Genomic DNA, 25,596 nt, shown 5'->3' with positions numbered 1-25,596 from the left:
CACCTCTATATCTCAATCTATTACTTATATTCTATGATCACCAATTTACCTCTCAACCACATTATATGTGACCATAGTCCTATAATTACACATTATATCGTTGTTATTATAGCACATAGATACGTTTTGTAAATCCCTAAAATCATTACAATTTTGTTTCATTTTTTTTACATTCTTTACTCTTTCCCTAGATAAACCCGTTTTCTTTGAGTGTCTTTACAACCAAATCCAATGTCTGTTCCGTATTAAGTCCATCTTCTGATACTACTACATCCGCATATTTTTCATAAAGCCGACTTCTTTCTGCATACAAGTCGCCAAGCGTCTGTCCTTCTTTTAATACGACTCCGCGTCCTCGGATATTATGCAGTCTTCTTCTAATCTGTCTGTAGGAAACTTTCAAATATACGACATGGCCGATCTCTTTTAAGTGTTCCATCGCCTCTTTTCCATACACCACACTTCCTCCTGTCGCAATAACACTGTGCGATGTTTCGATTGCGGCATTCACTTCATTTTCAACTTGAATAAATCCATCTGTTCCACGTTCTGAGATAATCTCATGCAGCAATTTATTTTCCCGCTCTTGAATCAATAAATCCGCATCCATAAAATGATATCCAATTACTTTTGCCAATATGACACCAATTGTACTTTTACCGACTCCCGGCATTCCTATTAAAACGATATTTTCTTTTTTCATCCTATCTACTCTTTATTCCTTCTGATTTATTTTGCGCAAATCTTATATTCGCATAATCGTTTGCATAACGTCAAGACTCGCTCTATATCTTCCTTACTCCTTGCCGGCTACCGCTGCATCAAACTGACTTTCATACAACTTACGGTAAAATCCGTCCTTTTTCAAAAGCTGCTCATGCGTTCCTCGCTCTACAATCTTTCCATCATTCATAACCAAAATACAATCTGCATTCATTATAGTAGAAAGTCGATGTGCAACAACAAAACTTGTCCTTCCCTTCATCAATTTATGAAATGCTTTTTGAATCTTTTGTTCCGTCAATGTATCGACAGAAGATGTCGCCTCATCCAAAATCATGATTGCCGGCGAATGAAGCATCGCTCTTGCTATACAAAGCAGCTGCTTTTGTCCCTGCGAAAGGGTATCCGCCTCAAAATCCAATACCGTATCATAACCTTGCGGAAGCTGCATAATAAACTCATCTGCATATGCTGCTTTTGCTGCATTTACGATTTCCTCCCGGCGAATCTGTTCTAAGCCAAAAGATATATTATCACGAATTGTTCCCTGAATCAAAAAAGAATCCTGTAAAACCATACACATCTGCGCGCGAAGACTCTGGCGCGAATAATCTGCAATATCCTTCCCATCTATCAGTATGCGTCCATCATCGACTTCATAAAACCGCATAAGCAAATTAATCAACGTCGTCTTTCCGCATCCCGTCGGTCCAACAATGGCAATTAATTGTCCTTCTCTTGCCTCAATATTCATATTTTGAATCAAAGGCTTGTCCGGCTCATAGGAGAAGCTGACATTCTCAAACGTAACATTTCCCTTCACTTCGCCCGGAAATTGCATTGCTTCTTCTTGTTCTTCCTCTTCTTCTAAGAAATCAAATATTCTACCGGCACAGGCTAATGCATTTTGCAATTCCGTCACAACCCCTGTTATTTCATTAAATGGTTTTGTATACTGATTTGCATAACTCAAAAAAACTGTCAGCTGTCCTACACTAATCAAACCACGCAGGGCACTGATTGCTCCGACAAGAGCCACCGCCATGTATACAAGAGCATTGATAAATCGTGTCCCCGGATTGACCAAAGAAGAATAAAACGTTGCTTTTCTCGATATCACCTTTAAGTCATGGTTGCTCCTTGCAAACTCCTCCATTATGATGTCTTCCTGTCCGTATGCCTGAATCAATTTCTCACCAGAAACACTTTCGTTCACAATCCCACTTACCTGTGCCCTAAGTTTTGATTGTTTTTGAAATAAATGGTAGGTTTTTTTCGAAATAAATGTTGCCGCAAGCAAGCTAATCGGGGTCAGATAGATTACAACCAGCGTTATTCGTACATCCATAAGCAGCATAAAAATCAATGTTCCCACAATCGTTACCAACCCGGAAAACAACTGGTTTGCTCCTAAAAGAAGTCCGTCCGACACCTGTTCAACATCCGAAATCATCCGATTGACCAAATCACCATATGCATATTGATCCATTCTTGCTAGTGCAATTCGTTTCATCTTTGAAAAAAAGTCTTCCCGCATTGCATGTGAAACCCCAAACGAAATCGCATTGTTGCAGTAATTTGTAAGCCACTGGGCAAAAAAACCCATCACTATGCATAGTACAATCTTTTGAATCAAATCGGTCAAAACAGCAAACTCCACTTGACCGGCTCCTATCATTTGGTCCACTGCACGACCGGTCAGAAGCGGTATGTATAAACTAATGACTGCACCGGCAAATGCTCCCGCAAAAGAAAGCACAACATATCCTACCTGACTTTTCAGATAGCCAAATAGCGTCTTCATCGTAGTTCTACGCTTCATATGACCGCTCCTTCCTACCTTGTGCAGCGCTGATTTCCCGATATTCTTCGCAGCGTTTCAGCAACTCCTCATGTGTGCCAAGCGCCACCATCTTTCCATGCTTTAATAACAACACCCGATTCATATGCTCCATAACCGAAATTCGCTGAGAATTCCAAATCACGGTTGTCTGCGGCATAGACTGCTGCACATAATGTCGAAAAGCTGCATCTGTCGCATAATCCAGCGCCGATGTACAGTCATCTAACACAAGCAACTTAGGCTTTCTAATCAGTGCACGCGCAATTGATAAACGCTGTCTTTGACCACCCGAGAAATTGCTTCCATCTTGTTCTACCAGCGCATCAAGTCCCTTGTCCAATTCACTGACAAACTCATACGCTTGCGCACCCTTAAGTGCTTCTAACATCTCTTCTTCTGTTGCATCTCTTTTTCCCATCCTCAAATTAGAACGTATCGTTCCCTTAAACAGCTTAGGTTTTTGCTCTGCCCACGCCATATTGCCTCGCAGCATTTTAGGTTCTAGGTCTAAGATATTAATCTGCTCCCAAAAGACATTGCCATCGGTCGCAGCATAATGCCCCATTGCCAGCGCCGCAAGCGTTGATTTCCCCGCTCCGGTACCACCAATCACACCGATTTTCTCCCCCTTTTTAATAGAAAGGTTAATTCCTTCCAATGCTGCATTTGCCCCTTCTTTATAGGAGAAAACAAGATTGTCAAACGTCAGCATTGCATCTGTATCCATCTGATGTTTCTTGCCACTTTGCTGCATCTGCTCGAGTCTGAGCACTTCCTCGATTCGTTTTGCACAAGCAATCGATTTCGTTACCGTAATTAAATAATTGGCAAATTTCACAAGTTCTACTAAAATCTGCGAAATATAATTCACAAGTGCCACCATTTCTCCTTGTGAAAGAATGCCGGTATTTACCTGATCCCCGCCAAAATACAGCAATATTGCAAGGCCTCCATTTACAATTGCAAATGTCAGCGGATTCATAATACTTGCAATATTTCCTACTTTTTTTTGGCGCATGAACATTTCATCATTGGCTGCAACAAAATCCTCTTCCATTCGCTGTTCTCTTCCAAATGCCCGTATCGGCCGAACGCCCATAAGAGACTGTCTGGTTCGCATAAGAAGACCATCAAGATGTCGCTGCAGATTCTCGTACTGCGGCAGTGTATACTTCATTACAATCCCAATGCAAAGAGCCAACAAACCTATTACAAGAACAAATAATCCGGCTATCTTCATATGGATGGTAAATGCCATTACCATTGCTCCAAATACGACGAATGGCGAGCGTAAAAGAAGTCGCAGGGAAAGGTTCACTCCGGCCTGCACCTGATTTACATCTGAAGATAATCTGGTAATCAGCGTAGAAGATCCTGCCTCGTCCAACTGTGCGAAGGATAACTGCTGTACTTTTGCAAATATTTTTTCCCGAAGGCTTGTCGAAACTTCTGTCGCCACATAAGCAGAGAAAAATTGCCCTGTCACGGAAAATCCCATACCAAGCGCCGCCAAAACAATTAACAGCACTGCGCAGTGCCCTACGTGCGACATATCGGAAAGTGCAATTCCATCATCAATCATCGATGCAATCACCAATGGTACACATAGTTCTAACACCGCCTCTATCATTTTGAAAGCCGGTGCCAAAACTGTCTGTGCCTTATATTGTTTAAGCAGTGATAATAGCTCGTTCATACACTCTCCTTCATAATCCGCGTTTTCTTACAAGGTCACCCTTCGCTTATAAAGCTTTATTTTCGCCTACTCACACTCTGGCTAAAACAAAAGCTGCCGACAATCATTCGGCAGCTCAATACGTTCACTCTTCTTATTCCGCTTGTGAGGTTTGGCCCTCTGTTGTCTCATCTGCGGATGTATCAGAAGTTGTGCCTTCTGTTGTCTCATCTGCAGTTGCATCCTCATCTGTACTTGTTTCATCCGATTCTGTTGTAAACAACTCATCAAATGTTACGGTAGCCCACACATCCTCATCCACAGTCCACTCAACTTCTGCTTCAAATCCGGCAAGCACTTCTTCATAATACTCTTCTTGTCTTTCCGAAACGATTTCTTCCTTTTCCGTCTCTGTCGCTTCCTCATCAAAATCGCTTGTAACCGTTACTACATAAAGAGCAGTATCTGTCTCAACAACCCCGGAAGTCTCACCTTCCTTCAGTTCATCTGCAGCTTGCAATACGGCCGTATCAAGAGTTGCATCATCATCCTCTGCAGATCCGTACGTATCTGTCTGCACTTCATAGCCAGCATCTTCCGCTGCTTCATCAAAGCCTTTCTTTGCAGCCTTCGCAAACTTTTTCGCATCCTGTGCAAGTGTTTCCTTTTCCTCATCTGTATAATCAACGGTATTGCCATCATCATCTGTATAAGAATCCGTTGCAATTTCTACATATGAAATAGCTCGCTGCGCTGCTTCCTCGTCCGACACTTTCGTATCCACTTCCGCAACGATTGCATCATACATCAAAGAATTAATCTGGTTGAGTCTTAACATCTCCACAACGTATTCCTTCGTAGCACCTATCTGTTCGATCGCTTCATCAGAATTATCCGCAATGAAGTTTTGTGCAACTTCTTCAATCTCAGCTAGTTCTTCTTCACTAAGTGCCACATCATATTCTTCTGCATACGAGTCTAGTACATAGCTGTCTTCAATACTTTGCATCACTTCTTCCTTCACGGAATCTTCAAAAGTCTCTCCGGATCCTGTCATATCCTGACTCCACATATCATCTCCCATGTAAGCAAGATAATAAGAATCATAAGTTGCCTGCTGATATCTCGCTACAAAATTCGCATATCCAAGCGTGATTTCTTTATCATCAAGAGTTGCTACCACCGCATCCGCATCAATCTTTGAGCCACAGCCTCCAACCAATGTCATACCGGCCACAACTGCTGCCATAGCTCCTGCAGTTATCTTTTTATATTTCATGTTAAATATTCTCCTGTTGTAAAATTTATTCCAAACTATTATAAAATGAATCCAAGCGAGATGCAATCCCTTCTTAAGCTGCTAAGAAAAGTCCAAAAGCTGCGAAACAGCGCTGTCTAATATCTTCGTAACTGCCTCTATCAAAGTCTCATTTTTTTGTCTCGAGGAATATTTTCGGTTGTAAATCAGCTGCGGCGTCTTGGCATTTTGTCCAAAACGCAGCGCCCCATCAAAACCATCCAGTAAAGGCGCCATCTTCGCCGTATTAATCTTGGCATGCTCAAAAAATGTAAATTCGATTTCGTCTTCTAACTGTCGCACCTGCGTAAAATAACAGCTATGTGCCTTAGCCTTTAAAAGCGCAATCGTAATCAGCATCTCAACACTTGGCGGCACCTCTCCAAAACGATCAATCAATTCCGCAATCAGCTCCTGTGATTGTTCTTCATCCTCAAGCATTGCAATATCCTTGTAGATTTCCAGCTTTTGCTTTTCATTTGCAATATAGCTCTCCGGAATAAATGCATCCACCTTTAGATCAATCTTTGTTTCAAAGCTTTCTTGAACGGGAATTCCTTTTAGGCGCGCAACCGCTTCATTGAGCATCTTACAATACAAATCATACCCAACTGCTTCCATATGACCATGCTGCTTAGCTCCGAGCAGATTCCCTGCACCTCGAATCTCCAGATCTTTCATCGCTATCTTAAAGCCGCTTCCTAGCTGTGTATATTCCTTAATTGCCTCTAAACGCTTCCTTGCAACTTCTTTCAAAACACGGTCTTTTTTATACACCAAAAATGCATACGCCGTTCTTGCTGAGCGTCCTACTCGTCCTCGCAACTGATAAAGCTGAGACAAGCCAAAACGATCCGCATCTTGAATAATAATGGTATTGACATTGGAAATATCAAGTCCGGTTTCAATAATCGTTGTAGACACCAATATATCAATCTCACCATTCATAAAATCATACATGATATCTTCAAGTTCTCGCTCATTCATGCGTCCATGTGCATATGCCACAACTGCATCCGGAACAATTCTTTGAATCACCGTTGCAACTTCTGCAATCTGTGCAACACGATTAAACACATAATACACCTGTCCTCCACGAAGCAATTCTCTTTGTATGGCTTCGCGAATCATCTCTTCATTGTATTCCATAACATAGGTCTGAATCGGAAGTCTATCAATCGGCGGCTCTTCAAGCACACTCATATCACGAATTCCAATAAGGCTCATATGAAGCGTTCGCGGAATCGGTGTTGCCGTAAGTGTAAGCACATCGATGTTCTTTCTCATCTGTTTGATTGCTTCTTTATGCTTAACGCCAAATCGCTGCTCTTCATCAATAATCAAAAGTCCCAGATCGTACAATTCGACATCCTTAGAAAGCACACGATGCGTACCGATTACAATATCTGCGGTTCCTTTTTTCAATTTTTTCAACGATTCTTTAATCTGCGCTGCCGTTCGAAACCTGCACAGCAATTCAATTTCAACACCAAGATCTCCCATTCTTTGTACAAATGTATTGTAATGCTGTTGCGCCAGTATTGTCGTCGGCGCAAGAAAGATTACCTGCTTATGTTCCTGTACCGCTTTAAATGCCGCACGAATCGCAATCTCCGTCTTTCCGTATCCTACATCCCCACAGATAAGCCGGTCCATAATTTTCTTGCTTTCCATATCGCGCTTCGTATCTTCAATGGCTGCTATCTGATCCGCCGTTTCCTCAAACGGAAAACGTTCTTCAAACTCCGTCTGCCACACAGTATCCGGACCGAATGCATATCCTTGCTCCTTCTGTCTGATGGCATACAAATCCACCAGTTCCTGCGCAATATCCAATACTGCAGACTGCACTTTTTGCTTCGTCCTAATCCATTCTTGACCGCCAAGCTTTGAAAGCTTTACTTTCTTCGCATCCCGCCCTGCATACTTTTGCAAAGCTTCTAGTTGTGCCACCTGAATATACAGTTTTTCCTCTTTTGCATATTCGATCAGCAAATAATCCTTTAACGTATTCGCACTCTTTACCTGCTCAATTCCCCGATAGATTCCAAGTCCATATCTCTCATGAACAACATAGTCGCCAACCTTTAAGTCCGAAAAATCAGAAATATGTTCCCCTTCGTAGCGAACCTTTCGGCGGACTTTCTTCTTTGTTGTTCCAAAAATGTCACTTTCCGAAATCACTACAAATTGCGCCTTTGGATATTCAAATCCCTTGCGAAGTTTTCCATAGGTCACCATCACTTCTTTGGGCTGCACCGTTCGGTTCATATCCTCCGAATAAAAAGCCGTCAGTCCCTGTTCAAGCAAATCATTTGCCAGATTTTCGGCTCTAGTCTTAGAACCGGACAAAATCAAGATTTTATAATTCTTTTTCCTATATTGTTTTAAATCTTTTACCAGAAGATCGAAACTGTTATTATACGGACTTACCGCCTGCATCTGCACCATTGCGCCGGCTTTTGGCGCAAGCGGTTTTACCTTTGTCTCAAGTGCGCACAAAGATAATACTGCAAATGCATCCAGTTTCTTTTTTACTTCCTTAAACTCACAGCGCATCGCCAGCTGACCTTCTATCAGATTGCCGGTCTCGATGCGTCGTTCCATTGACTGCGTATACTCTTCTTGTGTGGTTGCCACAAGCTCCATCAGCCGGATTGGATCATCCAGACAGATAATACTTCGTAAAGGATCAAAGTAATCCGTCAGCGTTGCTGTTTCTTTCTTAAAATACGTCAAAAAACTTTCGATACGCATGCCTTCCCCTAGACCATCTAGTTCATCACAAAGCTCTGCATAAATGGTCTTTAACTGAAATGCCTGTTCCGTCTTCATTTCCCTTCTTAGAAGTTCAATCCGCTCGAATATTTCCTTTTCAATTTTCTTTTTTCCGGCAATCTTCTCATCCTCTGTAAGACACATCTCAGATGCCGGATAAATCCGGGCTACATCCAGACCAAAAGTGACGGACTTTTGACTTTCAGGATCAAAATAACGTATCGAATCAATCTCATCTCCAAACCATTCGATTCGATACGGCATCTCCTCAGTCATGGAATAAATGTCCATAATGCCACCGCGGACCGAAAATTGCCCCGGAGCTTCTACCTGTCCGACACGCTCAAGCCCCATCTGTGTCAACCGACTGCTCAGCGCTTCTAGATCTTCCTCATTGCCACTTTTAAGTTCTATACAGCTTTCTTTAAAATCATTCGGTCTGACCATCCGATCAAACAACGCGTCAAAGGTCGTCACGACCGTAACTTTTTCATTGCTCGTCAGCGCACGCAGCACACGAAGCCTTTCATCTTTTAGCAGACCACCTTTTAGATCCGACTGATAAAACAAAATATCTCGCGCCGGATAGTAACAACAATTCTTCTCATAAATTGCATATTCTTCTAAAAGCTGTTTTGCACGCTGCTCACTATAAGTCACTAGCAATTTCACAGCGGCTGTTCTCGCCATAGTATAAATCAAATGGGACTTTCCGGCATCTGTGCACCCCGACACCTGGAAAATCCCACTTTCTTTTTTCAGTTTCTCTTTTATCTCAGAAAGCTGCGTTAGAGCTTCCATCGGTTTTACAAAAACGTTCATGTGTTTCCTTTATTTTTTCTTTGCATTAAATTGATTCATTGCTTCTTCTATATCATCACCGACAATCAACTGCGCCGCCTGCAAGGCTTCCTCAATTGCTGCATCAACCAACTTCCTGTCTGCCTTATCAAATTTTCCAAGAACATAATCAGCCAGATCCCAGTTTTTCGGCTTTTCCCCAACACCAATTTTAATTCTTGCAAATTGCTGCGAACCTATCATCGCAATAATATCCTTGATACCATTGTGACCGCCCGCGCTTCCTTTCTTACGAATCCGGATGTTCCCCGGTTCTAGTGATATATCATCATAAATCACAAGCAACTGCGTCGCCGGATCCAATTTATAAAAATTCATCGCATCTGCAATTGCCTCTCCACTGTTATTCATATAGGTAAGCGGTTTCATCAGCATGACTTTTTGTCCTGCTATCATTCCCTTGCCGCACATTGCATGATGCTTCTTTTGATCAAAATCAATATTATGAGTCTTTGCCAATTCATCAATCGCATCAAACCCTACATTATGTCTTGTTTTCTCATATTTTGTTGTTGGATTTCCCAAACCGGCTATCAGATACATGATATTCTCCTGTCGTTTTCTTAATCTTATTTTCATCAAAGCTCATCTCTTTATCTTTTCGAGTTTTTCTTTGTGCATTATAGCAAATTCTGTTAAGAATGAAAATATGCTGTTTCAATTCAAGAACAAGAAAAGCAACGAATCGAAATCCGCTGCTTCTCTCGTGTTAAACGCGTGTTCCCCAACACAATCGTTTCCCAAAATCCTCCCCCCATTCTCTTTTTATCCGCAATCTTGAGCAGCTGCCTCACTTCCCAAATCGGGCCGACCAAGATTACGTATGAGAATCAGGTTATCCTCTTTTGTCCATACAACTCTTATTCTTTTCCGGCTTCTTGTAATGCCTCATGGTATTTCTCCATGATACAACCCGAAATATAATCTCTTACCTCTGAATTAAGTGGATGCGCAATATCACGATATTCGCTATCTGATGCTTTACGGGACGGCATTGCAATAAACAATCCCTTCTCACCTTCTATTACCTTGATATCGTGAACTACAAATACATCATCAATTGTAATAGATGCTACCGCCTTCATCTTGCCTTCCTTCTCAATCAGTCTGAGTCTCACATCCGTAATCTGCATAATTTCAGTCCCCTTTCTACTTTTGTCAGATCATGTAGCGTTCGTTCTTCTCGCATACAACCCTTATTCCATCTTCTCCACTATAGTAAGAATTCGCCTTTAAGGTTCCACGACTTTCTACGATACAATTCTCAATATGCGTATTATCTCCTATATACACATCATTCAATATGATAGAGTTGCGAATCACACAATTAGAACCCACAAATACTTTTTTATACAATATAGAATTCTCTACTTGTCCATTTATAATACAACCGCTTGAAATCAAGCTGTTTCGAACCATACTTCCGGTATTATATTTTGCCGGCGGATAGTCATCCACCTTCGAATAAATCGCCGGATTATCTCCCGAGAAAAACTCTTCTTGAATCTCAGGTTTTAAGAAATCCATATTCGTTTTGTAATAAGATTCCACAGATGCGATATTCGACCAATAACTTTCGAGTTTATATCCATAGATTTTCTTCATATTCTTATATCGAATCAAAATATCATTTACCAAATCATGACGCTGCTCAAGCGCAAGCTGCTCAAGCGCAAGCTGCTCAAGCATCGAAATCAACATTCTTCTTCTCATCAGATAGATTCCGGTTGATACCGTATGCCCCTGCGTCACCATCGGTTTTTCCTCAAAATCATAAATCTGCGATTTTTCATCCATCCGTACGATTCCATATCGACTTACATCCTCGCTAAGAGGCATATCCTTTACCACAACCGTGATATCTGCATTCTTCTCAATATGATAATCAAGGAGTTTACCAAAATCCATTTGATAAACGCAATCTCCACCACAGATAATGACATAAGGTTCATGACATCTCTTTAAAAAGTCCAGATTCTGATAAATGGCATCTGCTGTTCCTCTATACCAATAACTGTTATCCATCGTAATGGTTGGATTAAATACGTATAAGCCGCCTTGCTTACGTCCAAAATTCCACCATTTTGAAGAACTTAGATGTTCATTCAGTGATCTTGCATTGTACTGTGCCAGAACCGCAACCTTGGTAATATGAGAATTGGTCATATTACTAAGTGCAAAATCAATACAACGATAACTTCCCGCTATCGGCATTGCCGCAATTGCTCTTTTCTCTGTCAATTTTTCCATTCGGTAGCTGTTACCACCAGCCAAAATAATTCCTACTGTTTTCATGACTTATCACCTGCCTTTATAATAGATCCCCCGCTTTCAAGCCGGCCATCAATATAATCCTCAGGCTCGGTGACTCCGGCAATCGCCGTATTCTTTCCGACATTCATTCTTCTTGGAATAACCGAATTCTCACCAATCGTTACTAGTCCGTCTGTATAAATTGCAGGTTTTAATTTATTTGGAGCTTCTTCTCCGTCTCCCAAAACCACCTTCTCGCCAATATCACAGTTTTCCGCAATAATACTTTTTTGTACAATCGCCTCTGCTCCGACTCTTGTTTTGCTCATTATAATGGAGTCTTTAACAACCGCACCTTCTTCTATGATAACGCCCTCTCCAATTACCGAATTGCTGACGTCTCCATATATCCGACTTCCCTCTCCGATAATACACTTTTCCACGCTCGCCTTCGGTCCAATGTACTGCGGGCTGATAATATCCTGCTTCGTATAGATTCTCCAATATTCCTCATACAGGTTAAATTCCGGAACGATATCAATCAGCTCCATATTCGCCTCCCAATACGAACTAAGCGTTCCGACATCTTTCCAGTAACCGTTAAATTCATAAGCAAAAATCGGTTCATTATGCTCATGGCAATAAGGAATCACATGCTTTCCAAAATCACAATTATCTACTTCTGCCAGTTCCATAAGCACTTCTCTAAGAAGCTTATAATTGAAAATGTAGATTCCCATCGAAGCCAGATTCGAACTTGGATTCTCCGGTTTTTCCTCAAATTCCTTTATCTTATGATCCTCATCCGTAACCACAATTCCGAATCGACTTGCTTCCTCAAGCGGAACCGGCATTGTTGCAATCGTTACCGATGCTCCATTCTTCTTATGGAAATCAAGCATCACTTCATAATCCATCTTATAGATATGATCGCCCGACAAAATCAGTACATATTCCGGATCATAACTGTCCAGATAACTGATATTTTGATAAATCGCATTCGCCGTTCCACTATACCAGTCCGAACCATCCGTACTTTCATATGGCGGTAATATTGCAACACCACCATCATTGCGGTCAAGATCCCATGGAATACCGATTCCAATATGCACATTCAAGCGAAGTGGTTGATACTGCGTCAGCACTCCCACTGTATTAATTCCCGAATTAATACAGTTACGTAAGTGGGAAATCGATAATTCTATATATTCCTCCAAAGGATACCGCAGGCTTTGCAACCTGTTCCGTTAGCACCCCCAGGCGACTTCCCTGGCCCCCCGCAAGCAGCATCGCTATCATTTCTTTTTTGTACATAATGCCACCTCCTGTTGCTGTAAAAAATAGTACATCATGATATTTTGCTGTTTTTATCTATAAATTTTACGTCCTCAAAATTTACTAGTAAATTATAACATATTATCAATAATTTTTATAGTTTATTTGTGCAATTCTCATTATTTTTCTATATATTTCCGGAATATATCGTGCGTTTTTTTTTATTTAGACATGTTATAATGAAAAATGTCATTATTTCCTATTTAATAGTACATAATGATTTCATTTGATAATAGAAAAGAGGCATTTAGTTAATATGTATCAAATAAATTTTAACAAACCGTGTCATATTTATTTTATGGGCATTGGCGGCATCAGCATGAGTGGACTTGCTCAGGTATTGGTTCGCCGTGGTTTTACTGTCATGGGATCGGACGTAAAAGAGTCCCCTTTGACAAAGCAGCTCGAAGAGCAAGGCTGCACGATTCATTACGGTCAACGCGCTGACAATATCACTGCGGATATCGATATTGTTGTATATACAGCTGCGATTCACGCTGACAATCCTGAATTAGTCGCTGCCAAGGAAGCGAACATTCCGCTTCTTTCCCGGGCAGAACTTCTTGGACAGATTCTCGATCATTTTGCCAACTCTGTTGCCGTAGCCGGTACACATGGTAAGACAACTACAACTTCCATGATTGCACAGATTCTGATTGACGCCGGAAGTGACCCGACCATATCCGTTGGCGGAATCTTAGATGTCATTGGCGGCAACATCAAGGTTGGTCATTCCGATATTTTTGTTACAGAAGCCTGTGAATACACCAATAGTTTTCTGAACTTGAATCCAAAATTTTCCATCATACTTAATATTGAAGAAGATCATCTTGATTTCTTTAAAGATTTGGCCGATATCCGTCATTCTTTCCAAAAATTCATTGCCCAAACCGCAGATGATGGCATCGTCTTTTTGAACGGCTCTATCGAAGACCCAAATACGCTTACTGCAGATACCAAAGCTCAGGTAGTTACGTATGGTATTGATTCGACTAACGATTACCATGCTACAGATATTACCTATGACGAGCTTGGCCATGCTACATTCACACTTGTTGCACATGGTCAATCACTTGGTACCATTTCCTTAAGCGTTCCCGGTTCCCATAATATCGAAAATGCACTTGCAGCTGCTGCATTGTCCTTGAGTCTCGGACTTTCCTTTCAAGAAATCGCTGCCGGGCTAAAGCACTTTACCGGTACCAAACGACGCTTTGAGCTCAAGGGACGCCTTGGCAAAATCACCATCGTTGATGATTATGCACACCACCCAACTGAAATCACCGCAACCTTAAATGCTGCTGCAAAATGTAAGGTAGCACGTATCGTCTGCGTATTTCAGCCGCATACTTATACAAGAACAAAATCATTTTTAGATGATTTCGCAAAAGCGCTATCAAAAGCAGACCTGGTAATATTACCACCGATTTACGCTGCGCGTGAAACCGATACGCTCGGCATCAGTTCCAAAGACCTTCGTGACCGTATCGAAGCACTCGGCACACCAGCGTATTATTTTTCATCCTTTGATGAGATTGAAAATTTTTTATTAAAAAATTGTATGAACTCCGATTTGTTAATAACTATGGGTGCCGGAGATGTTGTAAAAATAGGCGAACATCTTCTCGGACAATAGTTATCCACTATTTCCACTGTGCAATTCACTGCTTTGTGTTTTGCTACAGTGGATTTTTTTGTGGATATCTTTGCCACTTATCCACGCCCATGAGTTTTTGTTTTTTGCAGTTTTTTCAACGCTTGTTTGATTCTTACATCCTTATTTATCCACTTATCCACAGAATATATCCACCGATATTTTCCATATTTCACTCCTCTTCTCAAATTAAAATCGCTATGCTATACTACGTCTAGAAAAAAATCTTCAAGACATTTTACAGTCTTATGAGGGGTAGGGATTTTATATGTCAAACATTAAAATATGCACAGAAAAATCATCTTCATATACTAATATTCCAGATTTTTTTGTAGATCAGTATATGGCCAAAGCAAATGGAGAATACGTCAAAGTATACCTGTATCTGCTTCGGCTTCTTCATGCGCCAAATGCGCAGTTATCAATTACACACATGGCTGACTTTTTCGATCATACCGAAAAAGACATTCGTCGTGCGCTCAAATACTGGGAAAAGGAGAATCTTATTCGCCTTGACTATGATGCAGATTGTGAGCTTTCAAGCATCTGCTTTTTAGCTCCTCATAGCGCACAGTCTTCTTTGCATGCAAATATTACGCAGCCACCAACACCTGTAACGCCTGTTGCACCGGATGTCCCAGCGCAAAATCCGACAAAACACGAATATTCTCTAGATGAAATATCCGGATTCAAAAAGAAGGCCGATATCAAAGAATTACTGTTTATCGCCGAAACCTATCTGCGAAGAACACTTTCCAATACAGATTGTCAGACCTTATTATATCTGCACGATCAAGTAGGCTTATCGGTTGAACTTATCGAATATCTTATTGAATATTGTATAGAAAAAGGACATTCTTCCATTCGATATATCGAAAAGACCGGGCTTGCCTGGCATGAGAAAGGTTATCAGACCGTCTCTGAAGCCAAAGCCAATAATAAAATTTATACCAAATCTCATACTGCTGTTATGAAAGCCTTTGGTATAAAAGGACGTAATCTTGTGGATTCCGAACTTCAAACGATTAATCATTGGAGCAAGGACTTTGGATTTTCTGCAGACCTGATTAGCGAAGCCTGCAATCGTACCATGGCTTCTATTCATACACCAAGTTTTGAATATGTAGAAAAGATATTAGAATCCTGGCATCAGCAGAAAGTAACAAAGCTTGATGATCTTGTCGCTTTGGATGAAAATCATGCTAACGCTGCCCGTAATACCTATCCAAAGAAAAATAACAACGTGCGCGTTAACAAAAACTCAGGATTTTCTAATTTTTCACAAAGAAATTATAATTATGATCAGCTCGAGCAACAATTACTTCATACCGGAAGTCATCGCTAAGGGAAGAAAGGTATTTATTTATGCCACTAACGAACAGTCAATTCTCTTCTATTATGAGAGAATACGAAGAAAGACAACAACATAACCATCGAGAAGAACTAGAAAAAAAAGAGGCTCTGTACGCGAGAGAGCCTCGTTTTTTAGAGATTGACAATCAAATTGCCTCTCTTTCGATTGCACGCATTAAAGCAGGCATTTCCAAAGAAAGTGCAAAAGCGGCCGATTTAGAACATCAGCTTGAGAACCTAAAAAAAGAAAAGGAAAATCTGTTTCATTTTCACGGACTTACACCACAAGATCTTGAACCATCTTATACCTGTCCGGATTGTAAAGATACCGGTTATATAGGCAATCAAAAATGCCACTGCCTAAAACAGGCATGCATTGATCTTGTATATAGCCAATCCAATATCAAGCAGATACTTTCTAAAGAAAGCTTTTCTAACTTTTCTTTAGACTATTATCCGGCCGATATTGTTGATCCAGCTACGAAGCTGACGCCCTATCAATTAGCACAAAACGCTTATGAGGCAGCTCTCGAATTTGTGCGTAACTTCGATACAAGATTTGAGAATCTCATTTTTACAGGAGATACCGGCGTCGGAAAGACCTTCCTGTCTAATTGTATCGCTCGCGAACTGTTAAACACCGGTCATTCTGTCATCTATTTTAGTGCTGACCAGCTATTTAACCGGTTAATCCAGTCCCGCTTTGAACGTGCAACAGACGGTCTGCTTGATAGTGAGCAGATATTAGACTGCGATTTGTTAATCATTGATGACCTTGGAACAGAATTTGGTACCGGTAGGAACTCAGGCGCAGCTTCACAGCTCTTTACTTGTATCAACGAAAGAATTATCAGGAGAAAATCAACCATTATCTCCACGAATCTTTCCTTGCAGCAGATTGCCGACACCTACACAGAACGGATCTTTTCTAGATTATCAAGCAACTATGAATTACTTAAACTTATTGGAAATGATATACGTATCCAAAAAAAAATACATGTATAGTTTCATTTCCAAAAAAATTGTGCTATAGTAGTAAATGCCGTTTTCGGCTCATTAAGATAAATTATTAATAGTTATTCATTAGACGGAGGACATTTTCATGAGTGACGAAAGAAATTTAGAGACAATCCCTAAGGGTTCGTTGGGAATTGTTTCGCTGAAAAGTTGCACTGAAATTGCAGACAAAGTAGATTATTATCTTGTTCACTGGAGAGAAGAAAGACAACAGCAGCACAAGGATTCCATGGCTTTTAAGGGATATCAGCGTGACACCTACATCTTAGATGTAGACACTCCAAGATTCGGCTCCGGTGAAGCAAAATGCGTCATCAACGAGTCCGTACGTGGATATGACTTATATTTATTAGTAGATATTACAAACAACAGCCTGACTTATAAGCTCGGTGGATATGAAAATCATATGTCTCCGGACGACCATTACCAGGACTTAAAGCGTGTAATTGCAGCTGCTGCCGGTAAAGCACGTCGTATCACCGTAATTATGCCATTCTTATACGAAGGACGTCAGCATAAGCGTTCCTCAAGAGAATCTTTAGACTGTGCTTTAATGCTTCAAGAATTAACAAGCATGGGCGTAGACAACATCATTACATTCGATGCTCACGATCCTCGTGTGCAAAACGCCATTCCGCTTCACGGATTCGAAACCGTTACTGCTGCTTACCAGTTTGTAAAGGGAATCTTACGCGAATGCGATGACTTAAAGATTGATAATGATCATCTGATGGTTATTTCACCGGATGAAGGCGGCACCAACCGCGCCGTATATCTTGCCAGTGTACTTGGTGTTGATATGGGTATGTTCTATAAGCGTCGTGACTACAGTCGTATCGTAGATGGTCGTAATCCGATTGTTGCTCACGAATTCCTTGGACCATCCCTTGATGGAAAAGATGTTATGATTGTAGACGATATGATTTCTTCCGGCGAAAGTATGCTTGACGTAGCAGCTGAGCTTAAGAGAAGAAACGCTAATCGAATCTTTGTAATTTCAACCTTTGGTCTGTTCACAAGTGGATTCGATAAGTTCGATAAAGCGGTAGAAGATGGTATCATCTATAAAGTGGTTACCACAAACCTTTGTTACCAGTCTCCTGAACTGTTATCTAAACCATATTACATCAATTGTGATATGAGCAAATATATCGCTTATCTGATTGATACTTTAAATCACGATGCATCTGTCAGTGATCTGTTAAATCCATATGAAAAGATTAAAACTCTTGTCACAAAATATACGCAAGAACATCAATAAAAAAATGTCGCTTATGATTCTCTCATAAGCGACATTTTTTATCTTCTCCACGTCGTCGGTGCAATCAACATAAGAAGCGGGAACAATTCGAGTCTTCCGGCTAACATATCCAGCATCAATACAATCTTAGATACATTGCTAAAGCCACTATAATTTCCGCTCGGACCGACCTCACCGATTCCCGGCCCAATATTGTTCAAGCAGGCTGCAACCGCTGAAAAATTCGTATCAAACCCATAATTGTCAATGGCTATTACAATCACGGAACCGGCAAAAATAAAGAAATACACCAGCACATACGAATATAACGATTTCATAGTCTCCTTCGGCACAACATGTCCATCCATCCGAACCTGTCTGACTCGTCTTGGATGAATCAAATAAGAAATCTCATTTCTTACAGCTTTAAACATCAATACCCAACGAGATACCTTCATACCTCCGCCTGTACTTCCTGCACAGGCACCAATCAGCATCAAAAACACCAACAGAGTTTGCGAAAACTCAGGCCATTTTGTATAATCCACCGTAGCAAATCCGGTTGATGTTAGAATTGACGACACCGTAAATGCGACATGATGTACGCATTCTCTCATTCCATCAAAACTATGATAGGCATTCGCGCAAATCAAAACCACAGAACCTACAAAGATTCCAAGATACCACCGAACTTCTTCCATAACCGCAGCATTTTTCACCTTACGAAACAGCAAAAAGTAATAAAACGAAAAATTAACACCGCTCACAAACATAAATACTGTGATAATATTTTGCTGTGCAATCGTATATGCTCCGATTGACGAATTTAAAATCGCAAACCCTCCGGTTCCTGTCGTTGCCACAGATATCGTCACGGCATCAAACACCGGCATTTTAGACCAAATAAGCGCTCCTATTTCAAATACTGTAATCACAATATAGATTTTATATAAAAGCCCTGCCGTCTTACGAATCTGCGGCACCAATTTGCCTACCGATGGACCCGGACTTTCCGCCCTCATCAAATACATATTGTTTCCACTGCTTCTTGGCAGAATTGCAAGCATCAATACAAGCACTCCCATTCCACCTACCCAATGGATAAAGCTTCTCATAAACAATGCTGTATGCGATAAGGCCTCTACGTCTGTTAAAATACTGGCACCGGTTGTTGTAAAGCCGGATACATTTTCAAATAATGCATCTAAATAATTAGGAATCTCTCCGCTTAATGTAAACGGGACTGCTCCAATTGCACTGATTACAATCCAGCATAGCGCTACCACAACAAAACTTTCTTTTGCGTAAAAGCTGTCATTTTCTACCTTTCTCATACTTCCAAGTGTACCAACAATGCCGCACGCAATGGAAGTCCCCAGATAGTACCACCCCTGAGGCTCTTGATAAATCAAAGCAACCAGACATGGAACCAGCAACAGCACAGCCTCCAACTGTATAATTCTAAAAGTAAAATATCTAATAATCGCTCGATTCATATTTCCTACCTCATGATATCCGAAATACATTCTAATCCTCGATCCATCGTAACTACAATAACCGAATCATTCATACGTATCTCATCCTTACCACCCGGAATAATGAATTTGCCGGCTCTTACGATACACGCAATCAAAAGATTCTTCTTCAGATGAAGCTTTTCCAGTGGGATTCCCAAAAAGTCGTGATTACTGCGTACAACAAATTCCAACACTTCAATCCGATCGTCCACCAACTGATATAGCGTTTCCACATTGCTGCCCATAGAGTTATTCATCGCTCTAATATACTGCAATATCCGCTCCGCCGTAATCTTCTTAGGATAACAGATACTTCCAACATCCAGCGTCTGAAGGATTTCATCATGTTCAATCTTATGAATCTTCGTGATTGCCTTCGCCTTGGCATGTTGCTGTGCGTACAAGGACAGCATGATATTTTCTTCGTCAAAATTGGTCCATGCAACCACAATATTCATGCTTTCAATGCCTTCTTCAAGCAAAAGTTCCCGATCCGTTCCGTCTCCGCAAATCACGAGCGCATTTGGAAGCAGTTCACTTAATTCACCGCATCTTTCCTTGCTGCTTTCTATAATGGTCACATGAATCCCGATATTCAATAAATGCTTAGACAGATATACCGTAGTTTCACCGCCACCGATAATCATTACCTTGTGAACCTTTCGATTCACATTTCCAAGTTTCTTCATGCTCTGCATGACTTTTGTCGGCTCGGCAACAAAATAGACCACATCTCCTTCTTCAAGGACATACTGTCCATTAGGGATTACAACCTCCCCTTTTCTTTGCACGGCAATCACCAGCATATTTACATTGTGCTTCGATGTAATATCCATCAGCGCACATCCGGCCAACTCCGAGCCTTCTTTCACTCTGCATCCTAAAAGATCCAAACGACCCTTGGCAAAATTCTCCACGCGGATTGCCGATGGAAATTTAATCAAACGTGCAATTTCATGTGCTGCTGCCATCTCCGGATTAATAATCAATGATAGTCCAAGTTCTTCCTTTATAAAAGACACTTCCTCTAGTGTGTAAATAGGATTTCGAACACGGGCGATTGTCTTACAATCCCCTGCTTTTCTTGCTATGAGGCAGCAAAGCAGGTTCAACTCATCTGCCGCCGTCACGGCAAGAAGTACATCCGCTTTTTTCACGCCGGCGTCTATAAGCAATGTCCGACTTGCGCCATTGCCGATATAGCCCATTACGTCATATTCCCGTACTACTTGTTCTACACGGCTTTTGTCAAGATCAACCGCAGTCACATCATGACCTTCTTTTACCAGCTGTTCAATCAGCGTTCTTCCGACATTTCCACAGCCTACTACAATAATCTGCATGATTTCCCTCCGAATTTGATACAGTTATTTTTCTTTATATTCTACATCAATCGGCTCTGAGGCAGAAAATCCTTTTGATTTGATACCCAAGAACAAATCTCCAAGAGCATCCACAATTAATGCAATTCCTACCAGTCTTAAGCCTATGCTCCATACTGCAAAAGCATTGACGATTAGTAAAATCGCCAGCACAATTGTCACAATAGATACCAGCATTGCTATCACTCGTTCCCGCTCCATTACCTGCGCAAGCTTAAAATCACGCACTCCGTGAACCAGCAACAGAATACCTATTAAAACCGAAATCAGCCAGATTACCGCACCTGGCATTGCTATAAATATAATACCGATTATCACAATCACCAGACCTCCGGCAATTCTAATCACTCCAATCGGACTGAGTAAAAATGTCACAAGCGACACAATTCCGGAAATCAACAACAATACTCCTACAATCTTAACCACCGAAAACGATGTCTGAATCGGCCATACAAGCAAAAGCACTCCAATGATTAATGAGAATAACACGGTCAATGAAAGATCTATTCTTCTTGTATTCTTTATATTTCCCATAGTTTTTTTACTCCTTTATTCCAAACCATTTCCACTTAATACACTATAGTCCAACTAACAGGTAAAGGCAAGTTTATTTAGCCATTTCAACCTACCCCAAATAACTTGAATTTTTCCCGAAAAAATATTATATTGGTACTAATCGCTAAAAGGAGGTCAAAAGATGCCAATTAAAGTTCAGGACTCATTACCTGCCACTTCAATACTTGAACAAGAAAATATTTTTGTGATGACAGAATATTTTGCTTTGCACCAGAATATTCGACCGCTTCGAGTACTTATTCTTAATCTGATGCCAACTAAGATTGTCACAGAAACGCAGCTTCTGCGCAAGCTATCGAATACTCCGCTCCAGATTGAAGTAGAATTCTTGCAGACGGCATCTTACCAGCCACATAATGTTGATCCTTCTCATCTAGAATCTTTTTATCGAACATTTAAAGAAGTCAAGGACGAAAAATATGATGGCATGATTATTACCGGCGCACCTTTAGATTTTGTAGAATTTGAAGATGTAGAATACTGGGATGAGCTCTGCGAAATTATGGAATGGACGAAAACTCATGTCCACTCAACTATGCATTTATGTTGGGGCGCCTATGCCGCTCTTTATTATCATTACGGAATACAAAAGACCAAGCGCGACAAGAAGCTTAGCGGAATCTATGAGCATACCATTTTAAAATGGACCTCTCCGCTGTTTCGTGGCATGGATGATCGCTTCTTTGCTCCGCACTCAAGATTTATAGATTGTACCAAGGAAGATATCCTGGCCGTGCCGGAGTTAGAACTTTTGGCAACTTCAAAAGAAGCCGGTGTGTCCATCCTTAAGACCACCGACTCTCACAAATTCTTTATGACTTGCCATCCGGAGTATGATGCTGACACTCTCGCGCAAGAGTATCTGCGCGATTCACAACGCGGCATGAATCCTGATCTTCCGGTCAATTATTTTCCGGATGATGATCCGACAAAATCTCCAATTGTTCGTTGGAGATCCGCCGGTCAGCTTATCTTTTCAAACTGGCTCAACTATTATGTATATCAAACCACACCTTATGATGTACGAGATATTTAACTCAGTCGGAGTACAAGCTCCGACTGAGTTAAACGCTCCGCGAGGATGCGCACGGATTCGGACAGGAATTTGTCTGCTGAAGCAGACCCGAATCCGGCGCGCAAGACTCGCGAGCGAGTCTTGACATACGCTTCTCGGTCGGGGTACAAGCTCCGACTGAAAAGCTTAACGTAGTAAAGACGCCTCTGTGTCTCTATCGCATCTTCATAAGTTCCGGAATCAGCACGACCTGATTCGTATTCAAAGACTTTTTCACATCAATAATTCTTTGATTTTCACTACCACGAAACTTTAAACGGATATTCTTCTTGTCTTTTTCGAATTCACCATCCACAAGAACATCAATATTTTCCAAAATCCTTCGTGTTGAATGACATTCCCTGAGCTTACCATTTAACATATCCGCATCGAATTGATAGCCGGAATATATCCAGATATTTTTATCCGGAAGTTCCTCTCTCACTCGCAAAATCAATTCGAGAACGCTCTTTTGATTCTCCGGTTCCATCGGTTCCCCACCTAGAATCGAAAGCCCATCAATATACTCTTTATCCAGCATACCGATAATCTTGTCCATCGTATCATCCGTAAACTCATCCCCGTAGGAAAAATCCCAGGTCTCAGGCTGAAAACAATCCTCACAGCAATGCGTACATCCAGAGACAAATAATGAGATTCGAACCCCTACACCATTTGCAATATCACAATCTTTAATTGCTCCATAATTCATATTATTTATTCCTTTCCGCAATATTTCCCCGCCACTGCACTATAACAGCCAGGACTTTGCGTTATGCAAACAACCTCTTCCCCGTATCACTACGGCGAAGAGGTTGTTTGCATTTTTTATGTTAAGACTACGGTCAAATCAAACTTCTACAAGTGAAGCACACGGTCTTTGATTTCCTGCGTTCTTCCCTGATTCCAGAACTGACTTCCGATATATCCACAGGTACGTCGTGCCACGTTCATCTTGGACTGATCTTCATTTCCGCAACATGGACATTTCCAGATCAATTTGCCATGCTCATTTTCCTGAATCTGAATCTCTCCGTCATATCCGCATACCTGACAATAATCACTCTTGGTATTAAGCTCTGCATACATAATATTCTCATAGATAAACTTCATTACCTTAAGAACCGCATCTAAATTGTCCTGCATATCCGGCACTTCCACATAACTGATTGCGCCACCCGGAGAAAGAGCCTGAAACTTCGACTCAAAGGCAAGTTTATCAAAAGCATTAATCTCTTCCGATACGTGAATATGATACGAATTCGTAATGTAATTCTTATCCGTAACACCCTCAATGATGCCAAATCTCTTTTGAAGAGCCTTTGCAAATTTGTATGTTGTAGATTCAAGCGGAGTTCCGTAAATGGAAAAATCAATATTCTCCTTTGCTTTCCACTCAGCACATTTGTCATTCATATGCTGCATAATATCAAGCGCAAATGGAGTCGCCTGCGGGTCGGTATGACTCTTACCCGTCATATATTTTACACATTCAAACAAGCCCGCATAACCAAGCGAGATAGTGGAATATCCGCCAAATAACAGTTTATCAATAGGTTCGCCTTTATCAAGACGTGCAAGAGCCCCATACTGCCACAGAATTGGTGCCGCATCCGACAAAGTTCCCATAAGTCTGTTATGTCTATACATCAAAGCTTTATAGCAAAGCTCCAATCTCTCATCGAAAATCTTCCAGAATCTATCCTTGTCACCTTTTGAAGAAAGTGCCACATCCGGAAGGTTAATTGTTACCACGCCCTGATTAAAGCGGCCATAATATTTTGGATTGTTATTTTCATCCACATATGGTGTCAAAAAGCTTCGACAGCCCATACAGGTATAACAATGTCCATCTCCATTCTTATCACGCTTAAGCTCAAGCATCTTCTTTTCAGAGATATAATCCGGCACCATACGCTTTGCGGTACACTCAGCCGCAAGCTTTGTCAGATACCAATATTCACTGTCTTCATGGATATTTTGCTCTTCTAAAACATAAATAAGCTTTGGAAATGCCGGTGTAATCCATACATTCTTCTCATTTTTAACACCCTGGATTCTTTGCTTAAGCGTTTCTTCTATAATTAATGCAAGATCTTTCTTTTCCTGCTCATTCTTAGCCTCACCAAGATACATAAATACGGTAACAAACGGAGCTTGTCCATTCGTTGTAAGAAGTGTTACAACCTGATACTGAATCGTCTGCACGCCCCGGCTGACTTCATCATGAAGTCTTTGCTCTACAATATCATTGATGACCTCGTCTGATGGATTGACACCAAGCTGCGCGGTTTCTTTAAGCACCTGCTTGCGAATCTTCGCACGGCTGATATTAACAAACGGAGCAAGGTGAGACAGTGAAATGGATTGGCCACCATACTGGCTTGATGCAACCTGCGCAATAATCTGCGTTGCGATGTTACATGCCGTTGAAAAGCTATGTGGCTTCTCAATTAAGGTACCGGAAATTACGGTTCCATTTTGCAACATGTCCTCTAGATTTACCAGACAGCAATTATGCATATGCTGCGCAAAATAATCCGCATCATGAAAATGAATGATTCCTTCTTTATGCGCATCTACAATATCTTTCGGAAGTAAAATTCTGTTTGTAATATCCTTGGAAACTTCTCCCGCCATATAGTCTCTTTGCACCGAAACAATCGTCGGATTCTTGTTTGAGTTTTCCTGCTTTACTTCTTCATTATTACACTCAATCAAAGTCAGAATCTGCTCATCTGTCGTATTGGACCGACGCACCAATGCTCGTTGATAACGATAACGGATATACTTACGTGCTACAGAAAAGGCTCCGGCTCCCATCAGTCCGTCCTCAACCATATCCTGAATTTCTTCAACGGAAGGGGAACGTTCAAGGCTCTCACATTTCGTAAGAACATCATCGGAAATCTCTTTAATTTTATCAAAGCTTAGCCTTTCATTTTCCGGCACTTCATTATTCGCTTTACTCATAGCATTTGAGATCTTTGTAATATCATATGCTACTTCTTGTCCATTCCTTTTAATTACATTCATAA

The 25,596-nt window shown here is 41.0% G+C and carries 18 protein-coding genes and 1 pseudogene; 5 read left to right on the top strand and 14 right to left on the bottom strand.

The window, feature by feature from the left end; genetic code table 11:
* Nucleotides 1-187: 187 nt before the first annotated feature.
* The 9 genes and pseudogenes from BLS20_RS09120 to BLS20_RS09080 all read right to left on the bottom strand — a co-directional run bounded on the left by BLS20_RS09120 (nt 188) and on the right by BLS20_RS09080 (nt 12,744).
* Complete coding sequence (locus BLS20_RS09120; protein ID WP_090174069.1) at nt 188-703, bottom strand: shikimate kinase; 516 nt, start codon at nt 701-703, stop codon at nt 188-190.
* A gap of 93 nt (nt 704-796) precedes the next feature.
* Complete coding sequence (locus tag BLS20_RS09115) at nt 797-2,545, bottom strand: ABC transporter ATP-binding protein (RefSeq protein WP_090174068.1); 1,749 nt, start codon at nt 2,543-2,545, stop codon at nt 797-799.
* Nucleotides 2,535-4,262 (bottom strand): ABC transporter ATP-binding protein, encoded by a 1,728-nt coding sequence (locus tag BLS20_RS09110; protein ID WP_090174067.1) that lies wholly within the window; start codon nt 4,260-4,262, stop codon nt 2,535-2,537. Before BLS20_RS09110 ends, BLS20_RS09115 begins: the two co-directional genes overlap by 11 nt.
* Nucleotides 4,263-4,395: 133 nt before the next feature.
* The gene (locus BLS20_RS09105) at nt 4,396-5,520 is read right to left on the bottom strand and encodes a peptidyl-prolyl cis-trans isomerase (protein ID WP_090174066.1); all 1,125 of its coding nucleotides are present in this window, start codon (nt 5,518-5,520) and stop codon (nt 4,396-4,398) included.
* An 81-nt stretch (nt 5,521-5,601) separates the two neighbouring features.
* A complete protein-coding gene (gene mfd / locus BLS20_RS09100; RefSeq protein WP_090174065.1) occupies nt 5,602-9,138 on the bottom strand; it encodes a transcription-repair coupling factor in 3,537 nt (1,178 codons plus the stop codon).
* A gap of 9 nt (nt 9,139-9,147) precedes the next feature.
* Nucleotides 9,148-9,720, bottom strand: a complete 573-nt coding sequence (pth, locus tag BLS20_RS09095; protein ID WP_090174064.1) for an aminoacyl-tRNA hydrolase — start codon at nt 9,718-9,720, stop codon at nt 9,148-9,150.
* A 317-nt stretch (nt 9,721-10,037) separates the two neighbouring features.
* Nucleotides 10,038-10,310 carry a septation regulator SpoVG gene (gene spoVG / locus BLS20_RS09090; RefSeq protein WP_090174063.1) on the bottom strand — a complete coding sequence of 91 codons (273 nt, stop codon included), beginning with the start codon at nt 10,308-10,310 and terminating at the stop codon, nt 10,038-10,040.
* Nucleotides 10,311-10,335: 25 nt separating this feature from the next.
* On the bottom strand, nt 10,336-11,472 hold the full coding sequence (gene glgD, locus BLS20_RS09085) for a glucose-1-phosphate adenylyltransferase subunit GlgD (RefSeq protein WP_090174062.1): 1,137 nt from the start codon (nt 11,470-11,472) through the stop codon (nt 10,336-10,338).
* Nucleotides 11,469-12,744: pseudogene (locus BLS20_RS09080) on the bottom strand (glucose-1-phosphate adenylyltransferase). The gene glgD and the pseudogene BLS20_RS09080 overlap by 4 nt, the downstream one beginning before the upstream one ends.
* Before the next feature lie 277 nt (nt 12,745-13,021).
* On the opposite strand from BLS20_RS09080, the gene murC reads away from it, so the two are divergent.
* From murC to BLS20_RS09060, 4 genes are all read left to right on the top strand, one after another.
* The gene (murC, locus tag BLS20_RS09075) at nt 13,022-14,401 is read left to right on the top strand and encodes a UDP-N-acetylmuramate--L-alanine ligase (RefSeq protein ID WP_090174061.1); all 1,380 of its coding nucleotides are present in this window, start codon (nt 13,022-13,024) and stop codon (nt 14,399-14,401) included.
* A 286-nt stretch (nt 14,402-14,687) separates the two neighbouring features.
* Entirely contained in the window at nt 14,688-15,764 is a 1,077-nt protein-coding gene (locus BLS20_RS09070) for a DnaD domain protein (RefSeq protein ID WP_090174060.1), read from the top strand.
* A gap of 20 nt (nt 15,765-15,784) precedes the next feature.
* Nucleotides 15,785-16,777, top strand: coding sequence for an ATP-binding protein (locus tag BLS20_RS09065; RefSeq protein ID WP_090174059.1), 993 nt, complete (start codon nt 15,785-15,787; stop codon nt 16,775-16,777).
* A gap of 97 nt (nt 16,778-16,874) precedes the next feature.
* Nucleotides 16,875-18,050 carry a ribose-phosphate pyrophosphokinase gene (locus BLS20_RS09060; protein WP_090174058.1) on the top strand — a complete coding sequence of 392 codons (1,176 nt, stop codon included), beginning with the start codon at nt 16,875-16,877 and terminating at the stop codon, nt 18,048-18,050.
* A 38-nt stretch (nt 18,051-18,088) separates the two neighbouring features.
* Here the strand turns inward: BLS20_RS09060 and BLS20_RS09055 are convergent, their stop codons facing one another.
* The 3 genes from BLS20_RS09055 to BLS20_RS09045 are packed head-to-tail and all read right to left on the bottom strand — an operon-like array spanning nt 18,089 to nt 21,462.
* Nucleotides 18,089-19,525, bottom strand: coding sequence for a TrkH family potassium uptake protein (locus BLS20_RS09055; protein WP_090174143.1), 1,437 nt, complete (start codon nt 19,523-19,525; stop codon nt 18,089-18,091).
* A 5-nt stretch (nt 19,526-19,530) separates the two neighbouring features.
* A complete protein-coding gene (gene trkA / locus BLS20_RS09050) occupies nt 19,531-20,889 on the bottom strand; it encodes a Trk system potassium transporter TrkA (RefSeq protein ID WP_090174057.1) in 1,359 nt (452 codons plus the stop codon).
* A 24-nt stretch (nt 20,890-20,913) separates the two neighbouring features.
* Nucleotides 20,914-21,462 carry a DUF308 domain-containing protein gene (locus tag BLS20_RS09045; protein WP_090174056.1) on the bottom strand — a complete coding sequence of 183 codons (549 nt, stop codon included), beginning with the start codon at nt 21,460-21,462 and terminating at the stop codon, nt 20,914-20,916.
* Nucleotides 21,463-21,625: 163 nt separating this feature from the next.
* Here BLS20_RS09045 and metA point away from each other — a divergent pair, with 163 nt between their 5' ends.
* On the top strand, nt 21,626-22,540 hold the full coding sequence (gene metA, locus BLS20_RS09040) for a homoserine O-acetyltransferase MetA (RefSeq protein WP_090174055.1): 915 nt from the start codon (nt 21,626-21,628) through the stop codon (nt 22,538-22,540).
* Between the two features lie 193 nt (nt 22,541-22,733).
* Here the strand turns inward: metA and nrdG are convergent, their stop codons facing one another.
* Both nrdG and nrdD read right to left on the bottom strand, forming a co-directional pair.
* The gene (gene nrdG / locus BLS20_RS09035) at nt 22,734-23,270 is read right to left on the bottom strand and encodes an anaerobic ribonucleoside-triphosphate reductase activating protein (RefSeq protein WP_090174054.1); all 537 of its coding nucleotides are present in this window, start codon (nt 23,268-23,270) and stop codon (nt 22,734-22,736) included.
* Nucleotides 23,271-23,416: 146 nt separating this feature from the next.
* On the bottom strand, nt 23,417-25,594 hold the full coding sequence (gene nrdD, locus BLS20_RS09030; protein ID WP_090174053.1) for an anaerobic ribonucleoside-triphosphate reductase: 2,178 nt from the start codon (nt 25,592-25,594) through the stop codon (nt 23,417-23,419).
* Nucleotides 25,595-25,596 lie beyond the last annotated feature (2 nt).

The organism is Eubacterium oxidoreducens (genome assembly GCF_900104415.1).
GTDB lineage: Bacteria > Bacillota > Clostridia > Lachnospirales > Lachnospiraceae > Eubacterium_C > Eubacterium_C oxidoreducens.
Note: the sequence above shows the minus strand (reverse complement) of the source record. Positions and strands in the feature narration are given on the sequence as shown.